This window comes from Streptomyces sp. SID14436 (assembly GCF_010548465.1).
Taxonomy (GTDB): domain Bacteria; phylum Actinomycetota; class Actinomycetes; order Streptomycetales; family Streptomycetaceae; genus Streptomyces.
The window spans coordinates 13,412-36,194 of record NZ_JAAGMD010000234.1 but is presented as its reverse complement, the minus strand read 5'-3'; the positions used below and the strand labels follow the sequence as shown (position 1 = coordinate 36,194).

Here is a 22,783-nt window from a genome sequence, read left to right as displayed (position 1 = left end):
CGCCGCACCCGGCTGTCCGGGTGACGGCCTCGCTCAGGCCGACATGGGTCTCTGGATGCGGAGGGACTGCAGCAGTCCGACGGCGAGCCAGACGGCGAACATGGAGGAGCCGCCGTAGGACACGAACGGCAGGGGGAGGCCGGTGACGGGCATGATGCCGAGGGTCATGCCGATGTTCTCGAAGGACTGGAAGGCGAACCAGGCGACGATGCCGGCGGCGACGATGGTGCCGTACAGGTCGGTGGTGTCGCGGGCGATGCGGCAGGCGCGCCAGAGGATGATGCCGAGCAGGGCGATGATCAGTGCGCCGCCGACGAAGCCGAGTTCCTCGCCGGCGACGGTGAAGACGAAGTCGGTCTGCTGCTCGGGCACGAACTGGCCGGTGGTCTGGGAGCCCTTGAAGAGGCCGGAGCCGGTGAGTCCGCCGGAGCCGATGGCGATGCGGGCCTGGTTGGTGTTGTAGCCGACGCCGGCGGGGTCGAGTTCGGGGTTGGCGAAGGCGGCGAAACGGTTGATCTGGTAGTCGTCCAGGACGCCGAGCTGCCAGACGGTGACGGCGCCGATGGCTCCGGCGCCGAGCAGGCCGAAGACCCAGCGGTTGGAGGCGCCGGAGGCGAGCAGCACACCGAGCACGATGATGACCATGACCATGACCGACCCGAGGTCGGGCATGAGCATCACGATCAGCATGGGCACGACGGCGAGGCCGAGGGCCTGGAGGACGGTGCGGTGGTCGGGGTGGGGTTTGTCCCCGGCGTCGACCCGGGCGGCCAGCAGCATGGCCATGCCGAGGATGATCGTGAGCTTGACGAACTCGGAGGGCTGCAGGGAGAAGCCGCCGGGCAGTTTGATCCAGGAGTGGGCGCCGTTGATGGTGGAGCCGAGCGGCGTCAGCACGAGCAGGATCAGGAAGACCGAGGCGCCGTACAGGATGGGCACGGCGGTGCGCAGGGCGCGGTGGCCGAGCCAGATGGCGCCGATCATCAGGGCGAGTCCGATGCCGGTGTTCAGCCAGTGCCGGACCAGGAAGTAGTACGGGTCGCCCTGGTTGAGTTCGGTGCGGTTGCGGGTCGCCGAGTAGACCAGCAGGGAGCCGAGCAGCGACAGGACGAGCGCCGACAGCAGTATCGGCCAGTCGAGGCGCCGGACCAGGGAGTCGCGGGCGAAGACGCGGGTCCATCCGCCCCGCTCGGGTCCGTATCCGGAGACCTGGAAGCTGTTCACGCCGCCGGTCATGGGGCGGACCTCCGCTGTGCCTGGCCGCGCGGCCGTCGTGGTGCGGTGGCCCGGGGCGGGGCTCCGCGGTGTGGTGGCCCGGCGGGTGACCGCCCGTCAGCGGGGCGGCCGGCGCGGGAGCAGCCGTCTTCCCCGGGTCCGTCTTCCCCGGGTCCGCCTGTCTGGCGGCCGCGGCCGCGGCGGGCGTTTCTGCGCCGGGTGTCGCGGTTGGCGGGCGGAGGCGTGTTGACGGTGCCGTCCTGCTGCCCGTCGTCGGGTGCCTGTCCGCCGTCCGGGGTGCCCTCGCCCTCCTGGGCGGCCTCCTGGGCGGCCTGCAGTTCCTTCACCGGGTCCTTGGCGATCTTCGGCGAGGCGATGGTGCCGTCCGTGCGGATGGCGGGCAGCTTCTTCTGCGGGGTGGGCAGCAGTGCCTTCTTCTCGTCGATCTCGCCGTCCGGGGAGACGCCGTACAGCGCGTTGTAGATGTTGCGGACGGCGGGGCCGGAGGCGCCGGAACCCGTACCACCCTGGGCGATCGTCATGACGATCGCGTAGTCCTTGGTGTAGGTGGCGAACCAGGAGGTGGTCTGCTTGCCGTAGACCTCCGCGGTACCGGTCTTGGCGTGCATGGGGATCTTGTCCTGCGGCCAGCCGCCGAAGCGCCAGGCCGCCGTGCCGCGGGTGGCGACTCCCTCGAGGGCTTCGTCTATCCGCTTGAGGGTCGTCTTCGTCATCGGCAGCTTGCCCTGCGCCTCGGGCTTGATCTCCGTGACGGTCCGGCCGTCGGGGCTGATGACGGCCTTGCCGACGGTGGGGCTGTGCATGGTGCCGCCGTTGGAGATGGCGGCGTAGATGGAGGCCATCTGGATGGGGGTGACGAGGGTGTCGCCCTGGCCGATGGAGTAGTTGACGGAGTCACCGGCGCGCAGGCGGTTGCCTTCGAGGCAGTTCTCGTAGGCGATCTGCTCGGCGTAGCTGCCGCCCTTCTTGCCGGTCCTGCACCAGGCGTCCTTGTTGGCCTTCCAGTAGTCGGCCTTCCACTGGCGGTCGGGGACGCGGCCGGTGACCTCGTTGGGCAGGTCGATGCCGGTCTCCTGGCCGAGGCCGAACTGGTGGGCGGTCTTGTAGAACCAGTCCTTGGCGTTCTTCTTGGGCTTGTTGCCGCCGTCGCGCTTCCACTCCTCGTGGGAGAGGCGGTAGAAGACGGTGTCGCAGGAGACCTCCAGGGCCCGGCCGAGGCTGATCCCGCCGAAGCTCTGCGACTCGAAGTTCTTGAAGACCTGGCCGCCGATGGAGTACGAGCTGGAGCACTCGTAGGGGCCGTCGAAGGAGTACCCGGCGTTGATCGCGGCGGCCGTCGGGATGACCTTGAAGATGGAGCCGGGGGCCGACTGGCCCTGGATGGCGCGGTTGAGCAGCGGGTAGTTGCTGTTCTTGCCGGTGAGGCGGGCGTAGTCCTTGGAGGAGATGCCGCCGACCCAGGCGTTGGGGTCGTAGCTGGGATTGGAGGCCATGGCGACGACGCGGCCGGTCTTGGCCTCCATGACGACGACGGCCCCGGAGTCGGCCTCGTAGTTGCGGTTGGTGTTGCGGTCGTGCTCCTTGCGGGCCGCCTTCATCGCCTCGTTGAGCTCGTACTCGGCGACGCGCTGGACGCGGGCGTCGATGCTGGTGACGAGGTTGGCGCCGGGCTGGGCCGGGTCGGCCTCGGCCTGGCCGATGACGCGGCCCAGCTTGTCGACCTCGTAGCGGGTGACGCCGGCCTTGCCGCGCAGCTGCTTGTCGTACTGCCGTTCCAGTCCGGAGCGGCCGACCATGTCGGAGCGCAGGTAGGGCGACTCGGTGTCCTGGGCCTTGGTGATCTCCTCGTCGGTGACGGGCGAGAGATAGCCGAGGACCTGGGCGGTGTTGGACTTGCCGGGTCCGGCGTAGCGCCGCACGGCCTGGGGTTCGGCGGTGATGCCGGGGAAGTCCTCGGCGCGCTCGCGGATCTGCAGGGCCTGCTTGGCGGTGGCCTCGTCGGTGATGGGGATGGGCTGGTAGGGCGAGCCGTTCCAGCAGGGCTGGGGGGTCTTGGCGTCGCACAGCCGGACCTTCTCCATGACCTCCTTGGGGGCCATGTCCAGGACGCCGGCCAGCTTGGTGAGGACGGCCTTGCCGTCGTCCGGCATCTTCATCAGGTCGGTGCGGGAGGCGGAGACGACGAGCCGGGTCTCGTTGTCGGCGAGGGCGACGCCGCGGGCGTCCAGGATGGAACCGCGGACGGCGGGCTGGACGACCTGCTGGACGTGGTTGCCGGACGCCTCCTTGGCGTATTCGGCGCCCTCGCGGATCTGGAGGTACCACAGGCGCCCGCCGAGCGTGCCGAGGAGGGAGAGGACGAGTACCTGGATGACGACGAGCCGGATCTGGACCCGTGAGCTGCGGCCGGTCTCGGGGATGTTGGTCACGCGCGCTTCTCCCCCTCTCGCTGCGTGGACGTGTGTGCGGTGACGCGTGTGGAACGGCGGGGACCCGGCCCCCGGTTCCGTCGACCTTCACCCGTCGGGGTGAACTTCGCCCGGTTCACAGGCGCTTGACCCCCTTGATGCGTCCGGCGCGGGCGACGCGCGCCCGGGCGGTCTTCACGCGCAGTCCGCCGCGCTGGTCGCCGATGCGCAGGCCGGTGCCGCCGGAGAGCCAGCCGGAGGCGATGTCGCCGCCGGACTTGGTGGAGGTGTTCTCGGCGAGCGGGTCGTTCTCCGCGCGTCTGGCGAGTGCCATGACCCCGGGGACGACGAAGGGTGCGAGCAGCAGGTCGTACAGGGCCGCGGTGAACAGCAGGCTGCCGAGGCCGACATGGCGGGCGGCGGTGTCGCCGACGAGGGCGCCGACCCCGGCGTAGAGCAGGGTGGAGCCGACGGCCGCGGCGACGACCACGACCATGGGGCCGGTGGCCGACTTGACCTGGCCGGTCTCGGGTTTGACCAGTCCGGCCAGGTAGCCGATGACGCACAGCACCAGGGCGTAGCGGCCGGCGGCGTGGTCGGCGGGCGGCGCGAGGTCGGCGAGGAGTCCGGCCGCGAAGCCGACGAGGGCGCCGCCGACGTGCCCGTAGACCAGGGCCAGGCCGAGGACGGTGAGCAGCAGCAGGTCGGGGACGGCGCCCGGCAGGTGGAGGCGGGCGAGGACGCTCACCTGGACCACCAGGGCCACGACGAGCAGTGCGCTGGAGAGCAGGATCCGGTTGACGCGCATGGGGTGACAGCTCCTACTGCTCTGGCTGGACCTGGCCGTCGGCCGGGGCGGACGGGGTGACGGTCACCGTCACGGTCGGCGTGGGGGTCGGCTTGGGCTTGCGGGGCAGCACCGTGTCGCGCGGGTCCTTCTGGGGCGCCTGGACGACGACGCCGACGATGTCCAGCTTGGTGAAGCCGACGAACGGCGTCACGTAGACGGTGCGGGTGAGGTCGCCGCCGGAGGGGTCGACGCGGGAGACCACGCCGACCGGGACGCCGGGCACGAAGGGCTTGTCGGCCTGCGAGCCGAAGGTGACCAGGCGGTCGCCCTTCTTGATCTCGGCCTTGCCGTTCAGCAGTTCCACGCGCAGCGGGCGGTCGCCCTGGCCGGAGGCGAAGCCGAGTTCGTCGCCGGCCTCCATGCGGGTGCCGACGGTGAAGTCGGGGTCGCTGGCGAGCAGCACGGTCGCGGTGTCGGGTCCGACGGTGGTGACGCGTCCGACGAGGCCGTCGCCGTTGAGGACGGTCATGTCGCGTTCGATGCCGTCGTTGGCGCCGGCGTCGATGGTGATGGTCCAGGAGAAGCCCTGGGCCGCCCCTATGGCGATGACCTGGGCGCCCTTGATGCCGTACTGGCCCTGGCCGGCGACCTTCAGCATCTTGTCGAGCTGCTTGAGGCGGCTGCGGTTGCGGTCGTCGCTGCCGAGCTCGGCCTTGAGGGCGGCGTTCTCCTGTTCCAGGCGGGCGAGGCGGTCGTGGCGTTCGCCGGAGTCGCGGATCGCGGAGACCGCGTTGCCGATCGGATCGACCGCGCTGGACACGCCGTTCTCGATCGGGCCGAAGACCGTCGCCGCGGCCCCCCGGGCACCGTCGACCGGTGAGTCCTCCCCGCCGCGGATGTCCACCGTGATCAGTGCGAACGCGATGGCAATCAGCAGCACCAGGAGCAGCCGGCTCTCTCGTGTGTCCCTCACGTGCGGCGGCCGTGCCTTCCTCGTCGAGATCGGTTGTGTCGAGAACGGGTCGGAGGTGTGGATGTTCGGATGTGCGGGTGGTGCGGTGGTGCGGGTGGTGCGGTGGTGCGGGTGTTCTGCCCCCGTTCGGACGGTACGCCACGTTGTGGGAGCTTATGCCTCTATATCAACGATCCGCCGTACGAGAGGAGATCGTCCCGTACGGCGGAATCAAAACGTTGTGTCATCTGCGCGGCTGGGCGTCCAGCACCTGCTGCAGCGCCTCGAACTCCTCGACGCACTTGCCGGAGCCGAGCGCCACGCTGTCCAGCGGGTCCTCGGCGATGTGGATCGGCATGCCGGTCTCACGGCGCAGCCGTTCGTCGAGGCCGCGCAGCAGCGCGCCGCCGCCGGTCAGGACGATGCCCCGGTCCATGATGTCGCCGGACAGCTCCGGCGGGCACTTGTCGAGGGTCGTCTTCACGGCGTCCACGATGGCGTTGACGGGCTCCTCGATCGCCTTGCGCACTTCGGCGGCGGAGATGACGACGGTCTTGGGCAGCCCGGAGACGAGGTCCCGGCCGCGGATCTCGGTGTGCTCGTCGGTGTCCAGGTCGTACGCCGAACCGATCGTGATCTTGATCTGTTCGGCCGTCCGCTCACCCAGCAGCAGCGAGTACTCCTTCTTGATGTGCTGGATGATCGCGTTGTCCAGCTCGTCGCCCGCGACGCGGATGGACTGGGCGGTGACGATGCCGCCGAGGGAGATGACCGCGACCTCCGTGGTGCCGCCGCCGATGTCCACCACCATGTTGCCCGTGGCCTCGTGGACCGGCAGGCCGGAACCGATGGCCGCGGCCATGGGCTCCTCGATGATGTGCACCTGACGGGCGCCGGCCTGGGACGACGCCTCGATGACGGCGCGGCGCTCGACGCCGGTGATGCCCGAGGGCACACAGACGACGACCCGCGGACGAGCCAGATACCGCCGCTTGTGGATCTTCAGGATGAAGTAGCGGAGCATCCGCTCGGTGATCTCGAAGTCGGCGATGACGCCGTCCTTCAGCGGACGCACGGCGACGATGTTCCCCGGCGTGCGGCCGATCATCTTCTTCGCTTCGGCACCGACCGCGAGGATGCCACCGGTATTGGTGTTGATCGCTACGACGGACGGCTCGTTGAGTACGATCCCGCGACCCCTGACGTACACCAGCGTGTTGGCGGTCCCGAGGTCGACAGCCATGTCACGGCCGATGAACGACATTGAGTTCCCCATCAGGATTCGTCTGGCCTTCCCACGAGCTTTTGAGGGCTTTTCAGGTTGGCGAGGTGGGTGCGGTGACGCGATGGCTTCCATGGTAGACGCGCCTTCGCGAACACTGTGCGAGGGTCTTCGCCATTGTCATCAGATGGCGTCCCCCGCTGCGTGTGGAGACGGTCCATCGGGGGCATGCGTTCCCCCGAACGCCGCGCATATGCCAAAAAATGGTCCGGGGGCAAAACCCCCGAACCATCCGACAGGCGGCCGAAGCCGTCGCGGGCCGTCGCGACGAGATCGTTACGCGCGGCCCGGGAAGAAGATCTTCACCTCGCGCTCGGCGGACTCCTCCGAGTCCGAGGCGTGGATCAGGTTCTCCCGCACGATGACACCGAAGTCGCCGCGGATCGAACCCGGCGCGGCGGCGATCGGGTCGGTGGGACCGGCCAGTTGGCGCACGCCCTCGATGACCCGGTCGCCCTCGACGATCAGGGCGACGACCGGACCCGACGCCATGAACTCCATCAGCGGCTCGTAGAACGGCTTGCCCTTGTGCTCGCCGTAGTGCTGCTCCAGCGTGTCCTGGTCCAGGGTGCGCAGTTCCAGCGCGGTGATGCGCCAGCCGGCCTTGCGCTCGATGCGGCTGATGATCTCGCCGGTCAGGCCACGACGGACGGCGTCGGGCTTGAGGAGGACGAGGGTGCGCTGGGTCACGGCGGAGCTCCTTGCGGGTCAAAGGTGTGCGGGGACACGAGATTACCCGGCGTGTCGCCGCCCCTGTCACGCAGCGTCAGGCTGCTCCGCCTGTTCGGCGAACCGGGCCTTCGCCTCGTCCACCTTTCGCCCGTAATGCACCGAAGCCCACCACAGCGCCGCGAACACCGCGCCGAGGAAGAACATCGTCGGGACGAAGAACCCGGCGGCGACCAGGGCGATCTGCAGGGCCCAGCCGAGGGCCACGCCGCCCGGCCGCGTGATCATGCCGCACAGCAGCACGCACAGGAACATGGCGACCCCGCACACCGTCCACACCGTGCTCATGGACATGTCCGGGTCCTTCATCGCCACCAGCCCCGCGAAGCCGATGATGAAGAACTCCCCGATCAGCGTCGAGGCGCAGAGCGTACGCACCGTTACTCAGCCCTTCCCCAGGAGCAGCCGGGCCTCGCCGACCGTGATGACGGAACCGGTGACGAGCACGCCGCCGCCGGCGAACTCGCCCTCCTCCTCGGCCAGTGTGATCGCCGACTCCAGCGCGTCGGGCAGCCGCGGCTCCACCTGGACCCGGTCCTCGCCGAACACCTCCACGGCGACCGCCGCGAGGGCGTCGGCGTCCATGGCCCGGTGGGTGGAGTTCTGGGTGACCACGATCTCGGCGAAGACCGGCTCGAACGCCTCCAGCAGCCCGCGCACGTTCTTGTCGCCGCTCGCGCCGACGACCCCGATGAGCCGGGTGAACTGGAACGCCTCACCGACCGCGGCGGCCGCGGCCCGCGCGCCCGCCGGGTTGTGGGCGGCGTCCAGCACCACGGTGGGCGAGCGGCGCACGACCTCCAGGCGGCCCGGCGAGGCCACCGCGGCGAAGGCCTTGCGCACGGTGTCGATGTCGAGCGGTTCGGCGCGCTGGGCGCCGACGCCGAAGAACGCCTCCACGGCGGCGAGCGCCACGGCCGCGTTGTGCGCCTGGTGGGCGCCGTGCAGCGGCAGGTACACCTCGGGGTACTCGCCGCCCAGACCGCGCAGTGTGAGCAGCTGGCCGCCGACCGCGATCTGCCGGGACACCACCCCGAACTCCAGGCCCTCGCGGGCCACGGTGGCGTCCACCTCGACGGCCTTCTTCAGCAGCACCTGGGCCGCGTCGACCGGCTGCTGCGCCATGATCACCGTGGCGTCGCGCTTGACGATGCCGGCCTTCTCCCCCGCGATCTCGGCGGGGGTGGTGCCGAGCCGGTCCGTGTGGTCGAGGTCTATGGGCATGACCACGGCGACACTGCCGTCGATCACGTTGGTCGCGTCCCAGCTGCCGCCCATGCCGACCTCGACGACGGCGACGTCCACCGGCGCGTCGGCGAAGGCGGCGTACGCCATGCCGGTCAGCACCTCGAAGAACGACAGCCGGTACTCCTGCCGGGCGTCGACCATCTCGACGTACGGCGCGATGTCCCGGTACGTCTCCACGAACCGCTCGGCGGAGATGGGCGCCCCGTCGAGGCTGATGCGCTCGGTGACGGACTGCACGTGGGGCGAGGTGTACCGGCCGGTGCGCAGCTCGAAGGCGCCGAGCAGGGCCTCGATCATGCGGGCGGTGGAGGTCTTGCCGTTGGTGCCGGTGATGTGGATCGAGGGGTACGCGCGCTGCGGCTCGCCCAGCACGTCCATCAGCGCGGAGATCCGGGCGACCGACGGCTCCAGCTTGGTCTCGCCCCAGCGGGTCGCCAGCTCGGCCTCGACCTCGCGCAGCGCCTGGTCGACCTCCGGGTCGGCCGGCCGTGCGGGCACCCCCGCCTCCGGCGGGCCGCCCTGCGTGCGCAGGGTGCGGCTGCCCGCCTCGATCACCGCGAGGTCGGGGTCGCGGCTGGTCTCGGCCTCGATGATCTCCTCGAAGGAGTCGAGGGGGTCGGGCTCGTCGGCATCGCTGTTCGGGGGGAGGTCGCTCACGGGAGCCAGTCTACGGAAGGGCGGCCGGCGGACGCGGCCACGGCTCCCGCGAGCGGTACGGGGACGGGCCCGGCGCGTGCGCACCGGGCCCGTCCCCGTACCGCGGCGGGGGCCGGCGGCCCCGCGCCACGCGCCGGCGGTCAGCTCTCGGGCAGCTTGGAGAGCTGGTTGTCGATGCGGACGATGTCCTCCTCCGCCTTGGCGAGGCGGGTGCGGATCTTGTCCACGACGTGGTCGGGCGCCTTGGCGAGGAACGCCTCGTTGCCCAGCTTCGCCTCCGCCTGCTGGCGCTCCTTCTGCGCGGCGGCGAGGTCCTTGGCGAGCCGCTTGCGCTCGGCGGCGACGTCGATCGTGCCGGACAGGTCCAGCGCGACCTCGGCGCCGCCGACCGGCAGGGTCGCCGTGGCGGTGAAGGAGTCCCCCTCCGGCTGGAGCCGGAGCAGCTGGCGGATGGCCGCCTCGTGGCGGGCCAGCGTGGTGCCGTCGAGGGTCAGCCGGGCCGGGACCCGCTGGCCGGGCTGCAGGCCCTGGTCGGCCCGGAAGCGGCGGACCTCGGTGATCACCGACTGGAGCGTGGCGATCTCGCGCTCGGCGTCGGCGTCCCGGAAGCCGCTGTCGGTGGGCCAGTCGGCGATGACGACCGACTCGCCCCCGGTCAGCGTGGTCCACAGCGTCTCGGTGACGAAGGGGACGACCGGGTGCAGCAGCCGCAGCGTGACGTCGAGGACCTCGCCCAGGACCCGCTTGCTGACCTCGGCGGCCTCGCCGCCCGCCTGGAAGGTGGTCTTGGACAGCTCGACGTACCAGTCGAACACCTCGTCCCACGCGAAGTGGAACAGCGCGTCCGACAGCTTGGCGAACTGGAAGTCCTCGTAGTACGCGTCGACTTCGGCGACGACCGTGTTCAGCCGGGACAGGATCCAGCGGTCGGTCGGCGACATCGCCGAGGCGTCCGGCAGCGGGCCCTCGACGGTCGCGCCGTTCATCAGCGCGAACCGGGTCGCGTTCCAGATCTTGTTGGCGAAGTTGCGCGAGCCCTGGACCCAGTCCTCGCCGATCGGCACGTCGACGCCCGGGTTGGCGCCGCGGGCGAGCGTGAAGCGCAGCGCGTCCGAGCCGTACTTGTCCATCCAGTCCAGCGGGTTGACCGCGTTGCCGAAGGACTTCGACATCTTCTTGCCGAACTGGTCGCGGACCATGCCGTGCAGGGCGATGGTGTGGAACGGCGGGGTGCCGTCCATCGCGTACAGGCCGAACATCATCATCCGGGCGACCCAGAAGAAGAGGATGTCGTAGCCGGTGACCAGGACGGAGTTCGGGTAGAACTTCGCGAGCGACTCGGTCTGCTCCGGCCAGCCCAGCGTGGAGAAGGGCCACAGGCCGGAGGAGAACCAGGTGTCCAGGACGTCGGTGTCCTGGTGCCAGCGCTCGCCGGTGGGCGCCTCGTCGTCGGGTCCGACGCAGACGACCTCGCCGTCCGGCCCGTACCAGACCGGGATGCGGTGGCCCCACCACAACTGGCGGGAGATGCACCAGTCGTGGAGGTTGTCGACCCAGTCGAAGTACCGCTTCTCCATCTCCTGCGGATGGATCTTGACGCGGCCGTCGCGGACGGCGTCACCGGCCGCCTTGGCGAGCGGGCCGACCTTGACCCACCACTGCATGGACAGCCGCGGCTCGATGGTGGTCTTGCAGCGCGAGCAGTGGCCGACCGAGTGGACGTACGGCCGCTTCTCGGCGACGATCCGCCCCTCGGCGCGCAGCGCGGCGACGATGGCGGAGCGGGCCTCCAGCCGGTCCTGGCCCTGGAAGGGGCCGTGGGCGGTGATGACCGCGTGCTCGTCCATGACCGCGATGGCGGGCAGGTCGTGGCGGCGGCCGATCTCGAAGTCGTTCGGGTCGTGCGCCGGGGTCACCTTGACCGCGCCGGTCCCGAACTCGGGGTCGACGTGCTCGTCGGCGACGACCGGGATCGAGCGGTCGGTCAGCGGCAGCTTGATCAGCTTGCCGACCAGGTGCCGGTAGCGCTCGTCGTCGGGGTGGACGGCGACGGCCGTGTCCCCGAGCATCGTCTCGGCACGGGTCGTGGCGACGACGATGGTGTCGTCCCCGTCGCCGTACTTCATGGAGACGAGCTCGCCGTCGTCGTCCTGGTACTCGACCTCGATGTCGGAGATCGCGGTCAGGCAGCGCGGGCACCAGTTGATGATGCGCTCGGCGCGGTAGATCAGCTCGTCGTCGTAGAGCCGCTTGAAGATGGTCTGGACGGCCCGGGACAGGCCCTCGTCCATGGTGAAGCGCTCACGCGACCAGGCGACGCCGTCGCCGAGGCGGCGCATCTGGCCGCTGATCTGGCCACCGGACTCGTTCTTCCACTGCCAGACCCGCTCGACGAACGCCTCACGGCCCAGGTCGTGGCGGGACTTGCCCTCCTTGGCCAGCTCCCGCTCGACGACGTTCTGCGTGGCGATGCCGGCGTGGTCCATGCCCGGCTGCCACAACGTCTCGTGGCCCTGCATGCGCTTGCGGCGGGTCAGGGCGTCGATGAGCGTGTGCTCGAAGGCGTGCCCCAGGTGCAGGCTGCCCGTGACGTTCGGCGGGGGGATGACGACGGTGTACGGAGGCTTCTCGCTCTTGGCGTCGGCCTCGAAGTACCCCCGCTCTACCCAGCGCTCGTACAGCGGCCCCTCTACGTCGGCCGGCGCGTACTGGGTCGGCAGTTCGGTGGTGGGCGCTGATGCTGGCTGCTGAGTGTTCTCGGTCACGGGCATGAGTTTACGGGTGTCACGGCCCAGTCCCGAAACGCGATTCCTTTGTAACGGTGCGCCCCCCGCCGGTCTGAAGGGTTTCCTCCTGAGCCAGGATGTCAACGACACGTAAGTATCTGGAGGGGAACCCAGAAGATGAGCTACAACCAGCCGGGCCCGTACGGCGGACAGCCCCAGCAGCCCGGGCCGTACGGCCAGCCGGGTCCTTACGGCCAGCAGCCGCAGGCTCCGCAGCCCGGCTACGGCTACCCCCAGCAGGCTCCGCAGCCCGGTTACGGCTATCCGCAGCAGCAGCCCGGCCAGCCCGGTGTCCCGCCGCAGCAGCCCCCCTACGGCCAGGCGCCGTACGGCATGCCGCCCCAGCCTCCGGCGCCGGGCAGCGGCGGCAAGAAGGCCGGGATCATCATCGGCGCGGTGGCGGTCGTCGCCGCGATCGGCGTGGGCGCCTACTTCGTCATAGGCGGGGGCGGCGGCGCGGGCAGCGGGCTGGAGGACGACGGGCCGCACAAGCTGGACGCGCCGAGGACGGTGCTGAGCGAGTACACGCGCGTCGGTCAGCCCGCCGGGAACACCGGGAGCAACGACGCCGCCAAGCTGGCCAAGGGCGGCATCAAGGACGGCACCTCGGTCGGCGCCTCCTACTCGACCGCCGACTTCAGCAGGTACGACCCGCAGGACCCCTCCACGCTGCCGTCCGAGGCCGAGTTGCTCGGCGCCAAGGGCGTGACCTTCCTCGGCGCCTACGGCAAGGTCGCCGATCCGGAGGGCACGCTCGACAGGATCTTCGCGTCCCTGAAGGCGAACACGGAGAAGGAGCAGAACAACGAGCTCATGACCGAACTGGTCGGTGAGCCGGAGTCGGTCGAGATCGACGGTGCGGTCATGAAGTGCCAGGCGGGTCAGGGCACCAACAACCTCACCAAGAAGGAAACGACCAACTGGTTCTGCGCCTGGGCCGACTACAGCACGATCGCCATCGTCTCCCCCGGGGACAACACCAAGGACATCACCAAGGACGCCGCCGTGGACATCACCACGGACCTGCGCAACGAGATCCGCGTCGAGGACTGATCCGCACGGGACGGCCTGTCCCACCGCAGCACGGAGGGCGCCCGGCGGCATTCGCCGGGCGCCCTCCGTGTACTGATGTCTAGGCCGTCTTCTGCTCCCCCGGCCCCCGGCCCCGCGCGTCGCGCGGGATGAGGGTGGGGTTGACGTTGGAGAGGACCACGTCGGCGGTGATGACGACGCGGGCGACGTCCTTGCGGGACGGGACCTCGTACATCACGCCCTGCAGGACCTCCTCCATGATGGCGCGCAGGCCGCGCGCGCCGGTCTGGCGGAGGATGGCCTGGTCGGCGATGGCCTCGAGCGCCTCGCGCTCGAAGTCGAGCTCCACGCCGTCGAGTTCGAAGAGGCGCTGGTACTGCTTCACGAGCGCGTTGCGCGGCTCGACGAGGATCTGGAGCAGGGCCTCGCGGTCGAGGTTGTGGACGCTCGTGATGACCGGGAGCCGGCCGATGAACTCGGGGATCATGCCGAACTTGACCAGGTCCTCCGGCATGACCTGCTCGAACTGGTCCTTGCTCTCCAGTTCCCGCTTGGAGCGGATCGTCGCACCGAAGCCGATGCCCTTGGCGCCCGCCCGGCCCTCGATGATCTTCTCCAGGCCCGCGAAGGCGCCGCCCACGATGAACAGCACGTTCGTCGTGTCGATCTGGATGAACTCCTGGTGCGGGTGCTTGCGCCCGCCCTGCGGCGGGACGGAGGCGGTGGTGCCCTCCAGGATCTTCAGCAGGGCCTGCTGGACGCCCTCGCCGGAGACGTCGCGCGTGATGGACGGGTTTTCACTCTTCCGCGCGACCTTGTCGATCTCGTCGATGTAGATGATCCCGGTCTCGGCCTTCTTGACGTCGTAGTCGGCCGCCTGGATCAGCTTCAGCAGGATGTTCTCGACGTCCTCGCCCACGTATCCCGCCTCGGTGAGCGCCGTGGCGTCGGCGATCGCGAAGGGGACGTTCAGCATGCGGGCGAGCGTCTGCGCCAGCAGGGTCTTGCCGGAGCCCGTGGGGCCCAGCAGGAGGATGTTGGACTTCGCCAGCTCGATGGCGTCCTCGCGGCCCTGCGCGCCGCCGTTCTCACCGGCCTGGACCCGTTTGTAGTGGTTGTACACCGCGACGGAGAGGGCCTTCTTGGCCGCCTCCTGGCCCACCACGTACCCCTCGAGGAACTCGTAGATCTCGCGGGGCTTGGGGAGCTCCTCCCAGCGGACCTCGCTGGTCTCGGCGAGCTCTTCCTCGATGATCTCGTTGCAGAGATCGATGCACTCGTCGCAGATGTACACACCGGGCCCTGCGATGAGCTTCTTGACCTGCTTCTGGCTCTTGCCGCAGAACGAGCACTTGAGCAGATCGCCGCCGTCACCGATGCGTGCCACGGTGTGCTTCCCCTTCGCCTGGGAGACGACTGGACGTCAACGTCCAGCGGCTCCTGGTGCTGCCTTATGTCCGACGGTACCTTGCCGGGCCCCTCGTTCGGGCCCCCCTTGGCACGGTTCGCTGTGACGTGGACCGGGTCAAACCGTGCCAAGGGGCGGCAGACGTCACGCCCCCACCCGTGTCAGCGCAGGCTGGAGTTGTCCAGCTTGCGGGTGGTGATGATCTGGTCGATCAGGCCGTACTCCAGCGCGTCCTCGGCCGTGAGGATCTTGTCGCGCTCGATGTCCTCACGGATCTTGTCCAGCGGGCGGGTGGAGTGCTTGGCCAGCATCTCCTCCAGCTGCGTCCGCATGCGCAGGATCTCGTTGGCGGCGATCTCCAGGTCGGAGACCTGGCCGCGGCCGGTCTCGCTGTAGGGCTGGTGGATCAGCACACGGGCGTTCGGCAGGGCCATGCGCTTGCCGGGCGTGCCGGCGGCGAGCAGGACGGCGGCGGCGGAGGCGGCCTGGCCCATGCACACCGTCTGGATGTCCGGCTTCACGTACTGCATGGTGTCGTAGATCGCCGTCAGCGCGGTGAAGGAGCCGCCGGGGCTGTTGATGTAGACCGAGATGTCGCGGTCGGGGTCCATCGACTCCAGGCACAGCAGCTGCGCCATGACGTCGTTGGCGGAGGCGTCGTCGATCTGGACGCCGAGGAAGATCACCCGCTCCTCGAAGAGCTTCGCGTACGGGTCGTACTCGCGGATGCCCTGCGAGGTGCGCTCCACGAAGCGCGGGATGACGTAGCGGGACTCGGCCTGCGGGCCGGTGTACCGGGCCTGGGAGGCGCTCATGTCCTGGGCGGACATGCGGTCGTACAGGCCGCGGCCGGGGAAGTCGTTCACGGTTTCTCCTGAAGGGGGCTGAGGCGGTCGGCTGGGGCTGCTGGGGCCGCACCGGGTCGCCGGCGGGCGGTGCCGGTGGGGCCCACGGGGCCGGCGGGCCCCGTGGGGCCGGTCAGGCCCCGGTGCCGCCGCCGCCCGGCATGCCGGCGGCCGTGGGGATCACGTCGTCGATGAGGCCGTACTCCTTGGCCTCGAAGGCGTCGAACCAGCGGTCGCGGTCGGAGTCGCGGGTGATCTGCTCGACCGTCTGACCGGTGTGCTGGGCCGTGAGCTCGGCCATGCGCTTCTTGGTGTGCAGCAGCCGCTCGGCGTGGATCTTGATGTCCGAGGCCGAACCGGCGAGGCCGGCGGAGGGCTGGTGGATCAGGATCTCGGCGTTGGGCAGCGCGAAGCGCTTGCCGGGGGTGCCGGCGCTGAGCAGGAACTGGCCCATGGAGGCCGCCAGGCCCATCGCGATCGTCACCACGTCGTTCTTGATGAACTGCATGGTGTCGTAGATCGCCATGCCGGCCGTGATCGAGCCGCCGGGGCTGTTGATGTACAGGTAGATGTCCTTGTCCGGATCGGCGGCAAGGAGCAGCAGCTGTGCGGTGATCTTGTTGGCGATGTCGTCGTCGACCGGCTGGCCGAGGAAGATGATCCGCTCGTTGAGCAGCCGGTTGTAGACCTGGTCGCCGAGGCCACCACCGATGGAAGGCTCTCCGGCGGCTGAGGGCATCAGATTCGTCACGTATCCACCTGCTCGTCTTACGACGGCGCCGGGCCGTCTCACGTTTCCCTGCGGGGCTGGGGCCGTTTCGGTGACTCACCTGCCCTGGTATTCAAGGACCCTAACGCGGTGGCCTCGCCGGGGAATCCCGGTAACGGGAGTGTTCGCCGGGGGCGTACTTTCACCGGCCGACCAGGGCGGGGGCATGGCGCGTGTGCGCGCGGGGCACGGCGCGCAGGAGCGGCGGGCGCGCGGGCCCGCGCCGCGGGGAAGACGGGCGGGCCCCGGGTCGCCGTGGACCCGGGGCCCGCCCGTCACTCACGAGGGTGCCGTACGGCTCAGCCCTCGGACTTCTTCTCCTCGGCGGCGGCCTCGCCGGCCTCGGCCGCGTCGGCGGACTCGGCGGCGGCCTCGCCGGCCTCGTCCTCCTCGTCGTCCAGGTCGATGATCTCGCCGTTGGTGTCCTTGACCGTGGCCTTCTCGACCACGACGGCCAGGGCCTTGCCGCGGGCGACCTCGCCGACCAGGAGCGGAACCTGACCGCCCTCGACGACGGCCTGGGCGAACTGGTCGGGGGACATGCCGGAGGAGGCGGCGCGCCGCATGAGGTGCTCGGTGAGCTCCTCCTGGTTGACGTTCAGCTTCTCCTGCTTGACGAGCTCGTCCAGCACGAACTGGGTCTTGATGCCCTTGACCGCGGCCTCACGGGTCTCGGTCTCGAACTCCTCCTCGGTCTTGCCCTGGATCTCCAGGTACTTCGGGAGGTCGAGGCCCATCTGGCCGAGCTGGTGGTGCTCGAGGTTGTGCTTGCGGGTGTTGATCTCGTCCTCGAGCAGCTTCTCGGGGACGGGGACCTCGACCAGCTCGAGCAGCTTCTCCAGGACGCGCTCCTGGGCCTGCGTGGCCTGGTCGAACTGCTTCATGTTCTCGAGGCGCTTGCGGCTGTCCGCGCGCATCTCCTCGAGGGTGTCGAACTCGGAGGCGAGCTGCGCGAACTCGTCGTCCAGCTCGGGCAGTTCACGCTCGGCGACCTGGGTGACCCTCACGGTGACCTCGGCCTCCTTGCCGGCCGCGGAGCCGCCCTTCAGCTCGGAGGTGAAGGTGGCCTCCTCACCCGCGGACAGGCCCTTCACGGCGTCGTCGATGCCGTCCAGCAGCTCGCCGGAGCCGATGGTGTAGGAGACGCCGCTGGCGACGCCGTCCTCGAGGACCTCGCCGTCGACCTTGGCCTCCAGGTCGATGGTGACGACGTCGCCGTCACCGGCGGCACGCTCGACGGGCGAGGTGGAGGCGAAGCGCTCGCGCAGCTGCTCGACCGACTTGTCGACGTCCTCCTCGGTGACCTCGACGGCGTCGACCTCGACCTCGATGCCGGAGTAGTCCGGGATCTCGATGGAGGGGCGGATGTCGACCTCGGCGGTGAAGTTCAGCGTCTCGCCGTCCTTCAGCTCCGTGATGTCGACCTCGGGCTGGCCCAGGGGGCTCAGCTCGGCCTCGTTGACCGCGTCGGTGTAGAACTTCGGGAGGGCGTCGTTGACGGCCTCCTCCAGCACCGCACCGCGGCCGAACCGCTGGTCGATGACCCGGGCCGGGACCTTGCCCTTGCGGAAGCCCTTCACCGTGACCTGCTGGTTGATCTTCTTGTACGCCGCGTCGAGGCTGTCCTTGAGCTCCTCGAAGGGCACCTCGACAGTGAGCCGAACCCGGGTCGGGTTCAGGGTCTCCACGGCGCTCTTCACGGTTCGGTCTCCTTGTGGCTGACTTCTTGGTTTCCGCCGGTACCAGAACGGACCGGCCGATGCGTCGCCCGGAGGACTTCATCAGACGCTCGGAGAGCTGAGAGACACGGGCGTGCAGCTTGATAGTAACGGCAGCGGCTACGGCGCCCCAAAGGCGATCATCGGCGGACGATCGGGTGACTGGTCGGGGTGGCGGGATTTGAACCCACGGCCTTCCGCTCCCAAAGCGGACGCGCTACCAAGCTGCGCCACACCCCGTCTGGTGCGACGAGTAGGGTACATGCCGCCGGGCGAGGAGGCCGCAGCATTTCCCGGGCACGGTGCGGCGCGGCGACGACACCGGCGGGGGTGTGCGGCGAGGGCCTCCGACCCGCTACGATGCCTGTCGGTGCCGCTGGTCCGCGACCTGCGGCGCACGCGTGCGGGCGTAGCTCAATGGTAGAGCCCCAGTCTTCCAAACTGGCTACGCGGGTTCGATTCCCGTCGCCCGCTCCACATGGCTCAGGGCCAGGTCAGAGGATCATTCCTCCGCCTGGCCCTGATCGCTTTCCGGGGTCCCGATCAGTCGGTCGTGTCCCCGGCGTGCCCCTTGGGCTTTCGATCTTTCTTCTTCTTGCCCTTCCGTGCCTTCTTCCGACCCTTGTCGACGAGCCCGGACACGGCGTCGGCGATCAGCCGGTCCCGCTCGGCGCTGGCGTGCTGGTAGATCAGCGCGGCCCGCGCGGTGCTGTGGCCCATGCGCGCCATCAGCTCCCGGGTGCTGGCCCCGGTCGAGGCGGCGAGGGTGTTGCCGGTGTGCCGAAGATCATGGAAGTGCAGGCCCTTGACGCCGGCGGCGGTGCACGCGGTGCGCCACAGCCGGTTGAAGTGGTTCCGTCGCGGGATCGCACCCTTTGCGCCGATGAACACACGGCCGTCCGCACCCGACTCGGCGTAGCGCTTCAGATGTTCGCGGATGTCCGGGACGATCGCGGCCGGAATGGACACCGTGCGCTTACCGGCCGCACTCTTGGGCGCCTTGATCTCACGCTGGCCGTTGTTGAGTTCGGCGACGGACCGGCGGACGCGCACGGCACCGTGGTCCAGGTCGACGTCCCGGCGGTGCAGGCCGATCAGTTCGCCCCAGCGAAGACCGAGGAAGCCCGCCATGAGGACGAGCGCCCGGTAGCGCGGCTGAATGGCGTCGGCGAGGGCGTACACCTCCTGCACGGTGGCGGTGGGCCGCTCCGGGGTGTGCACCACGCTCGCACCCTTGATCGTGCACGGGTTGCGCCGGATCATCTGGTCCGCGACGGCGGTGTGCAGGATGGCGCGGAGCAGGGCATACGCCTTGGCGACGGTCGACGGACCGGTGCCGGCGGCGAGCTTGTCGGCACGCCAGCGACGCACGAGCGGGGGCGAGATGTCGGCGACGTTGACGCCCCCGAACGTGGGTGCGAGGTGGTGTCGCAGCAGTGAGGCGTAGAGCTGCCGCGTCCGTGTGGTCACCTCCCGTTCCTTGATCCAGGCATCGGCGTACGGTCCGAACGGAACCTTTCCGGCGTCCGGGTCGTGCCAGTCCCCCCGTCGCAGCTCGGTCTGTTTGTCGGCGAGCCAGGCATCCGCATCCTTCTTCGTGCGGAACGTCTCCGGCGCCGGGCGCAGTTGTCCGTCAGGGCCGACGTAGCGCGCCTGATAGCGGCCGGACGGGAGCTTGCGGACCCGCCCGAACTGGCGGCGCTTCCCTGCCATCAGGCAGCCACCCCCTGAAGAGCAGTGCCACGCCGACGCGGCTGCACCGTGTTGGCGGCTATGAACTCCCGCACAGCGCTCTCAGGGATGCGGACGTGTCGGCCGACCTTCACGTACGTGATGCGGCGCTCTTCGATCAGGCGACGCGGGAACCGTACGGTCGTACCGAGGAGTTCAGCGACCTGATCCACGTTGAGGTACCGCTCATGCATGGTCTTGCTCTCCTTCCTGACGCAGGGCTGCGAGTTCTTCGCGGGCGGTTTCGCGGTTGAGCTGGAGATCCCGGGCGATGGTGGCGGCGAGCGCGGATTCACCGGGGGTGTGGCCGTGGCCGGCGTACTGCCAGTCGGCGAGGACGAGGACGGTGTCCGGCTCGCGGTCGTCGAGGCCGAGGGCGGCATGTTCCTGGGCCGCGCGGTAGTCGGCGCGTGCCTGGCGGAGGGCGCCGAGGGTGGTGGAGTAGTGGCGGCTCTTGCTGGAGAAGTGGCCGCGGAAGCCGAGCATGTGAGCCCAGGCCCACAGCCGCCGGTCCGGATACAACGGGTCGAGATCGCGGCACGCGGTGATCAGGCGGCGGGTGTGGTCGGGCACGCCGTGGCGGTCGAGTTCGGAGAGCTCCCCGATGCGGCGGTCCAGGGTGCCGGTGTTCTCGGCCGCTTTGGTGGCGTACTTGGCGACGTAGGAGGCGACGGCCTGTTCGGTGATGTCGGAGCCGTCCCCGAACGCCTTGACGGGCCGGACGTCGAGCTGGGTGCCCCAGCGGAAGGTGCGGGCGGGTTGGTCGGCGGTGGCCGGGACCGAGGTCGATGTGTAGGAGTGTGCGGCGGCGGCGCGGATCGCGTCGGCGAGCAGCTGCACGGTGGCCCAGGACGGCGGCGGGGTGCCGGGCCCGTCGGGTCCGTCGATGCGTACGACGGCGTGGAAGTGGACGGCGCCGCGTTTCTGGAACTCGGCGACCTTGCCGTACGACAGCCGGGCCGACTCCTTCAGCTCGCGTTGGGTGAGGCCGGCGCGGGCGGCGATCTCGCGGCGGAGCCGGTTGGTGAAGCGCTGCCAGAGCTGCCCGGCGTGGTTGTTGAAGAGCACGGCGCCCGCGTAGTCGTACGTCGCCGGGTCGAGGGCGGTGCCCAGTTCCGGAGCGTCCGGAGCGTGGCGAGCACCGCAGCGGCAGGTGCCATGGTCGGGGCGGTTGTGGACCGGGCCGAACGAGGGTGCGGTGAGGGTGGCGAAGACGCGCGGGTGGTCGCGGACAGTGGCGGGGATGTCGCGGCGGTCGTCACCGGCCAGGCCCGCGCGGATCAGGTGGTAGGTGTCTCCGGCGTAGGTCCAGGCGCAGGCCGGGCAGCGGGAGGCGCGGCGGTTGCCGCAGGCGACGCGGAGCCGTCCGCCGGGTTCGCCCTCGGTCGAGTAGCGGTGCAGGGTCTCGCCGGTGGTCTTGTCCTTGTGGATCGTCCAGCCGGTCAGGTGGATGGGATCGGCGCAGCCACCGGTGCGGCGGACCTGTTCTTCCCAGCGGTGGTAGTCGACGGCCGAAGCCACCCTCAGCAGGTCGCCGAGGGTGGCCGGGTCGAGCAGCGTCTCAGGCACCAGCGCCCTCCCGGACGCGGCGGGCGGGAACGGTGCCGGTGCCCTGGCAGGTCGGGCAGTGCGCGGTGAGGGTGCGCAGGTGCCCGCGGGGGTCGCGTCCGCCGGAGGTGACGGCGACGGAGGCGAAGCCGTCACAGGCCGGGCAGATACGCGACGGGAGCGGGGTGCGGTGGGTCATGATGGTGGTTCCTTTCGATTGCGGTTGGAAGGGACGGCCCCGGGTGGCGGCGTGCTTGGCGGCTTGTGCGCCACCCGGTGGCCGGTCAGTGAGAGGCGCGGAAGCCCCGGCGGCCACGGCCCTTGGCCGCGTACATGGCCGTATCAGCGGTGGCGAGCGCATCGGTGAGGAGCGGCACCGGCAGTTCGGCGAGGCGGCAGACGCCGACCGAGGCAGCCAACGGCAGCGGTGTGCCCAGGTAGGACAGCGGCCGGTTGAGTGCGGCGGTCAGCGCGTCGAGGTCGGCGGCGGCCAGGTCCTGGACGACGATCACGAACTCATCCCCGCCGAGGCGGCCGGCGGTGCCGTTGCGTCCGCACCAGGCCCGGAGCCGGTCGGCGGTGGCGACGAGGGCGGCGTCTCCGGCGGCGTGGCCGTGGGTGTCGTTGAGGGTTTTGAAGTGGTCGAGGTCGACCAGGAGCACGGCGGCGGTGGAGTGCCGGCGGATGAGGCGTTCCGCGCGGGTGGTCCATCCGGCGCGGGTGTGCAGGCCGGTGAGCGGGTCGCGGCGGGCGGAGGCGAGACGGCGGGTGAGGATGCCGCCGTGCAGGGCCCAGCCGAGTAACGGCAGGAGGGTCACGGCTATCTGCGGGTCCATGGGTGTTCCCCTTTCGCGAGAGCGGTTGGAGGAGCGGAGCGCGAGGGGCCGAGGGCGGCGGCGTGCTGGCGGCTTGTGCGTCGCCCTCGGTCCGGTCAGCGGTGGCGCTTGGCGTCGGTGTTGACCAGGGAGCGGATCACCAGGGCGCAGACGGCGACCGAGGCGCCGGTGACGGCGACGGCCAGGAGCAGGGAGACCAGGACGGCGCCGACGACCAGGACGACGGTGGTGCCGCCGCCGATGAGGGCGAGCGCGGTGCCGGGGGTGAGCTGGACCGTGGGACGCGTCGGCGCCGGGACCGGGGTCGGGGTGATCGGGGCGGGCGGCGTGGCCGGGGTGCCCGGCGTGATGCTGGTCGGTTCGATGACGGCGGGCGGGGAGACCAGGCCCGTGGGCTGCGGCATGGTCGGAAGCTTGGGCCGGAACATGAACGGTTCTCCTTTCTGGGGCTACTTGACGGCGGTGTCGATGACCGGGGACAGCAGGCTGTCGGCGAGGAGGTAGCCGCCCAGGAGGAGCACCGCGATGAGCCACCAGGGCGGGCGGATGAGCTTGACGCCGAGCCAGCCGACGACGATCAGGGCGAGCCAGAGCGGGACGTCCACGGGTGGCCTCCTAGCGGACCTTGCAGCGGTGGGTGCGGGCGGCGAGCTGGGCGGCGGACTGGGAGGAGTAGTCGGCGGACCAGCCGCAGCCGTCCGCGCTGCACACGGCGGCGTGCTTGGTGGTGCCGTGGCGGTCGCGGTGGGTGCCGATCTGCACCGGGCCGATGCGCATCACGGAGTGGAAGAAGTCGCGGGCGGGCATG

General features: G+C 70.2%; 22 protein-coding genes and 2 tRNA genes. 2 read left to right on the top strand and 22 right to left on the bottom strand.

Annotated elements, in window-relative coordinates; genetic code table 11:
* Positions 1-33: 33 nt before the first annotated feature.
* The 9 genes from rodA to G3I53_RS08605 all read right to left on the bottom strand — a co-directional run bounded on the left by rodA (position 34) and on the right by G3I53_RS08605 (position 12,067).
* Positions 34-1,236 carry a rod shape-determining protein RodA gene (gene rodA, locus G3I53_RS08645; RefSeq protein ID WP_164337675.1) on the bottom strand — a complete coding sequence of 401 codons (1,203 nt, stop codon included), beginning with the start codon at positions 1,234-1,236 and terminating at the stop codon, positions 34-36.
* A complete protein-coding gene (gene mrdA, locus G3I53_RS08640; RefSeq protein WP_164337674.1) occupies positions 1,233-3,665 on the bottom strand; it encodes a penicillin-binding protein 2 in 2,433 nt (810 codons plus the stop codon). Before mrdA ends, rodA begins: the two co-directional genes overlap by 4 nt.
* Positions 3,666-3,780: 115 nt before the next feature.
* Entirely contained in the window at positions 3,781-4,452 is a 672-nt protein-coding gene (mreD, locus tag G3I53_RS08635) for a rod shape-determining protein MreD (protein WP_164337673.1), read from the bottom strand.
* Between the two features lie 13 nt (positions 4,453-4,465).
* On the bottom strand, positions 4,466-5,407 hold the full coding sequence (mreC, locus tag G3I53_RS08630; protein ID WP_164337672.1) for a rod shape-determining protein MreC: 942 nt from the start codon (positions 5,405-5,407) through the stop codon (positions 4,466-4,468).
* A 223-nt stretch (positions 5,408-5,630) separates the two neighbouring features.
* Entirely contained in the window at positions 5,631-6,650 is a 1,020-nt protein-coding gene (locus tag G3I53_RS08625) for a rod shape-determining protein (protein ID WP_006133575.1), read from the bottom strand.
* Positions 6,651-6,944: 294 nt separating this feature from the next.
* On the bottom strand, positions 6,945-7,358 hold the full coding sequence (gene ndk, locus G3I53_RS08620) for a nucleoside-diphosphate kinase (protein ID WP_164337671.1): 414 nt from the start codon (positions 7,356-7,358) through the stop codon (positions 6,945-6,947).
* Positions 7,359-7,424: 66 nt separating this feature from the next.
* Positions 7,425-7,775 (bottom strand): DUF4233 domain-containing protein, encoded by a 351-nt coding sequence (locus G3I53_RS08615; protein ID WP_164337670.1) that lies wholly within the window; start codon positions 7,773-7,775, stop codon positions 7,425-7,427.
* 6 nt (positions 7,776-7,781) lie between these two features.
* On the bottom strand, positions 7,782-9,302 hold the full coding sequence (locus tag G3I53_RS08610) for a folylpolyglutamate synthase/dihydrofolate synthase family protein (RefSeq protein WP_164337669.1): 1,521 nt from the start codon (positions 9,300-9,302) through the stop codon (positions 7,782-7,784).
* 140 nt (positions 9,303-9,442) lie between these two features.
* Positions 9,443-12,067, bottom strand: a complete 2,625-nt coding sequence (locus tag G3I53_RS08605; protein ID WP_164336153.1) for a valine--tRNA ligase — start codon at positions 12,065-12,067, stop codon at positions 9,443-9,445.
* A 138-nt stretch (positions 12,068-12,205) separates the two neighbouring features.
* On the opposite strand from G3I53_RS08605, the gene G3I53_RS08600 reads away from it, so the two are divergent.
* Complete coding sequence (locus tag G3I53_RS08600) at positions 12,206-13,141, top strand: hypothetical protein (RefSeq protein ID WP_164336151.1); 936 nt, start codon at positions 12,206-12,208, stop codon at positions 13,139-13,141.
* A gap of 79 nt (positions 13,142-13,220) precedes the next feature.
* On the opposite strand, the gene clpX is transcribed toward G3I53_RS08600, so the two are convergent.
* The 5 genes from clpX to G3I53_RS08575 form a co-directional block, all read right to left on the bottom strand.
* Positions 13,221-14,507, bottom strand: coding sequence for an ATP-dependent Clp protease ATP-binding subunit ClpX (gene clpX, locus G3I53_RS08595; protein ID WP_164336149.1), 1,287 nt, complete (start codon positions 14,505-14,507; stop codon positions 13,221-13,223).
* Positions 14,508-14,689: 182 nt separating this feature from the next.
* Positions 14,690-15,394: an ATP-dependent Clp protease proteolytic subunit gene (locus tag G3I53_RS08590; protein ID WP_164336145.1), complete on the bottom strand. Its 705-nt coding sequence runs from the start codon at positions 15,392-15,394 to the stop codon at positions 14,690-14,692.
* A 112-nt stretch (positions 15,395-15,506) separates the two neighbouring features.
* Positions 15,507-16,112, bottom strand: a complete 606-nt coding sequence (locus tag G3I53_RS08585) for an ATP-dependent Clp protease proteolytic subunit (protein ID WP_030240055.1) — start codon at positions 16,110-16,112, stop codon at positions 15,507-15,509.
* 329 nt (positions 16,113-16,441) lie between these two features.
* A complete protein-coding gene (tig, locus tag G3I53_RS08580; protein ID WP_164338760.1) occupies positions 16,442-17,842 on the bottom strand; it encodes a trigger factor in 1,401 nt (466 codons plus the stop codon).
* 181 nt (positions 17,843-18,023) lie between these two features.
* Positions 18,024-18,100, bottom strand: a tRNA-Pro gene (locus G3I53_RS08575).
* Positions 18,101-18,263: 163 nt separating this feature from the next.
* Here G3I53_RS08575 and G3I53_RS08570 point away from each other — a divergent pair.
* A tRNA-Gly gene (locus G3I53_RS08570) sits at positions 18,264-18,337 on the top strand.
* 66 nt (positions 18,338-18,403) lie between these two features.
* On the opposite strand, the gene G3I53_RS08565 is transcribed toward G3I53_RS08570, so the two are convergent.
* The 8 genes from G3I53_RS08565 to G3I53_RS08530 form a co-directional block, all read right to left on the bottom strand.
* A complete protein-coding gene (locus G3I53_RS08565) occupies positions 18,404-19,573 on the bottom strand; it encodes a site-specific integrase (RefSeq protein WP_164338761.1) in 1,170 nt (389 codons plus the stop codon).
* A complete protein-coding gene (locus tag G3I53_RS08560; RefSeq protein ID WP_164338762.1) occupies positions 19,573-19,785 on the bottom strand; it encodes an excisionase family DNA-binding protein in 213 nt (70 codons plus the stop codon). The genes G3I53_RS08565 and G3I53_RS08560 overlap by 1 nt, the downstream gene beginning before the upstream one ends.
* Positions 19,778-21,160 carry a replication initiator protein RepSA gene (repSA, locus tag G3I53_RS08555; protein ID WP_164338763.1) on the bottom strand — a complete coding sequence of 461 codons (1,383 nt, stop codon included), beginning with the start codon at positions 21,158-21,160 and terminating at the stop codon, positions 19,778-19,780. Before repSA ends, G3I53_RS08560 begins: the two co-directional genes overlap by 8 nt.
* On the bottom strand, positions 21,153-21,338 hold the full coding sequence (locus tag G3I53_RS08550; protein ID WP_164338764.1) for a hypothetical protein: 186 nt from the start codon (positions 21,336-21,338) through the stop codon (positions 21,153-21,155). Before G3I53_RS08550 ends, repSA begins: the two co-directional genes overlap by 8 nt.
* 85 nt (positions 21,339-21,423) lie before the next feature.
* Entirely contained in the window at positions 21,424-21,975 is a 552-nt protein-coding gene (locus tag G3I53_RS08545; protein ID WP_164338765.1) for a GGDEF domain-containing protein, read from the bottom strand.
* Between the two features lie 95 nt (positions 21,976-22,070).
* Positions 22,071-22,403, bottom strand: a complete 333-nt coding sequence (locus tag G3I53_RS08540; protein ID WP_164338766.1) for a SpdD-like protein — start codon at positions 22,401-22,403, stop codon at positions 22,071-22,073.
* Between the two features lie 21 nt (positions 22,404-22,424).
* Positions 22,425-22,580, bottom strand: a complete 156-nt coding sequence (locus G3I53_RS08535) for a DUF4175 domain-containing protein (RefSeq protein WP_164338767.1) — start codon at positions 22,578-22,580, stop codon at positions 22,425-22,427.
* A 10-nt stretch (positions 22,581-22,590) separates the two neighbouring features.
* Positions 22,591-22,782 (bottom strand): mobile element transfer protein, encoded by a 192-nt coding sequence (locus G3I53_RS08530; RefSeq protein WP_164338768.1) that lies wholly within the window; start codon positions 22,780-22,782, stop codon positions 22,591-22,593.
* Position 22,783 lies beyond the last annotated feature (1 nt).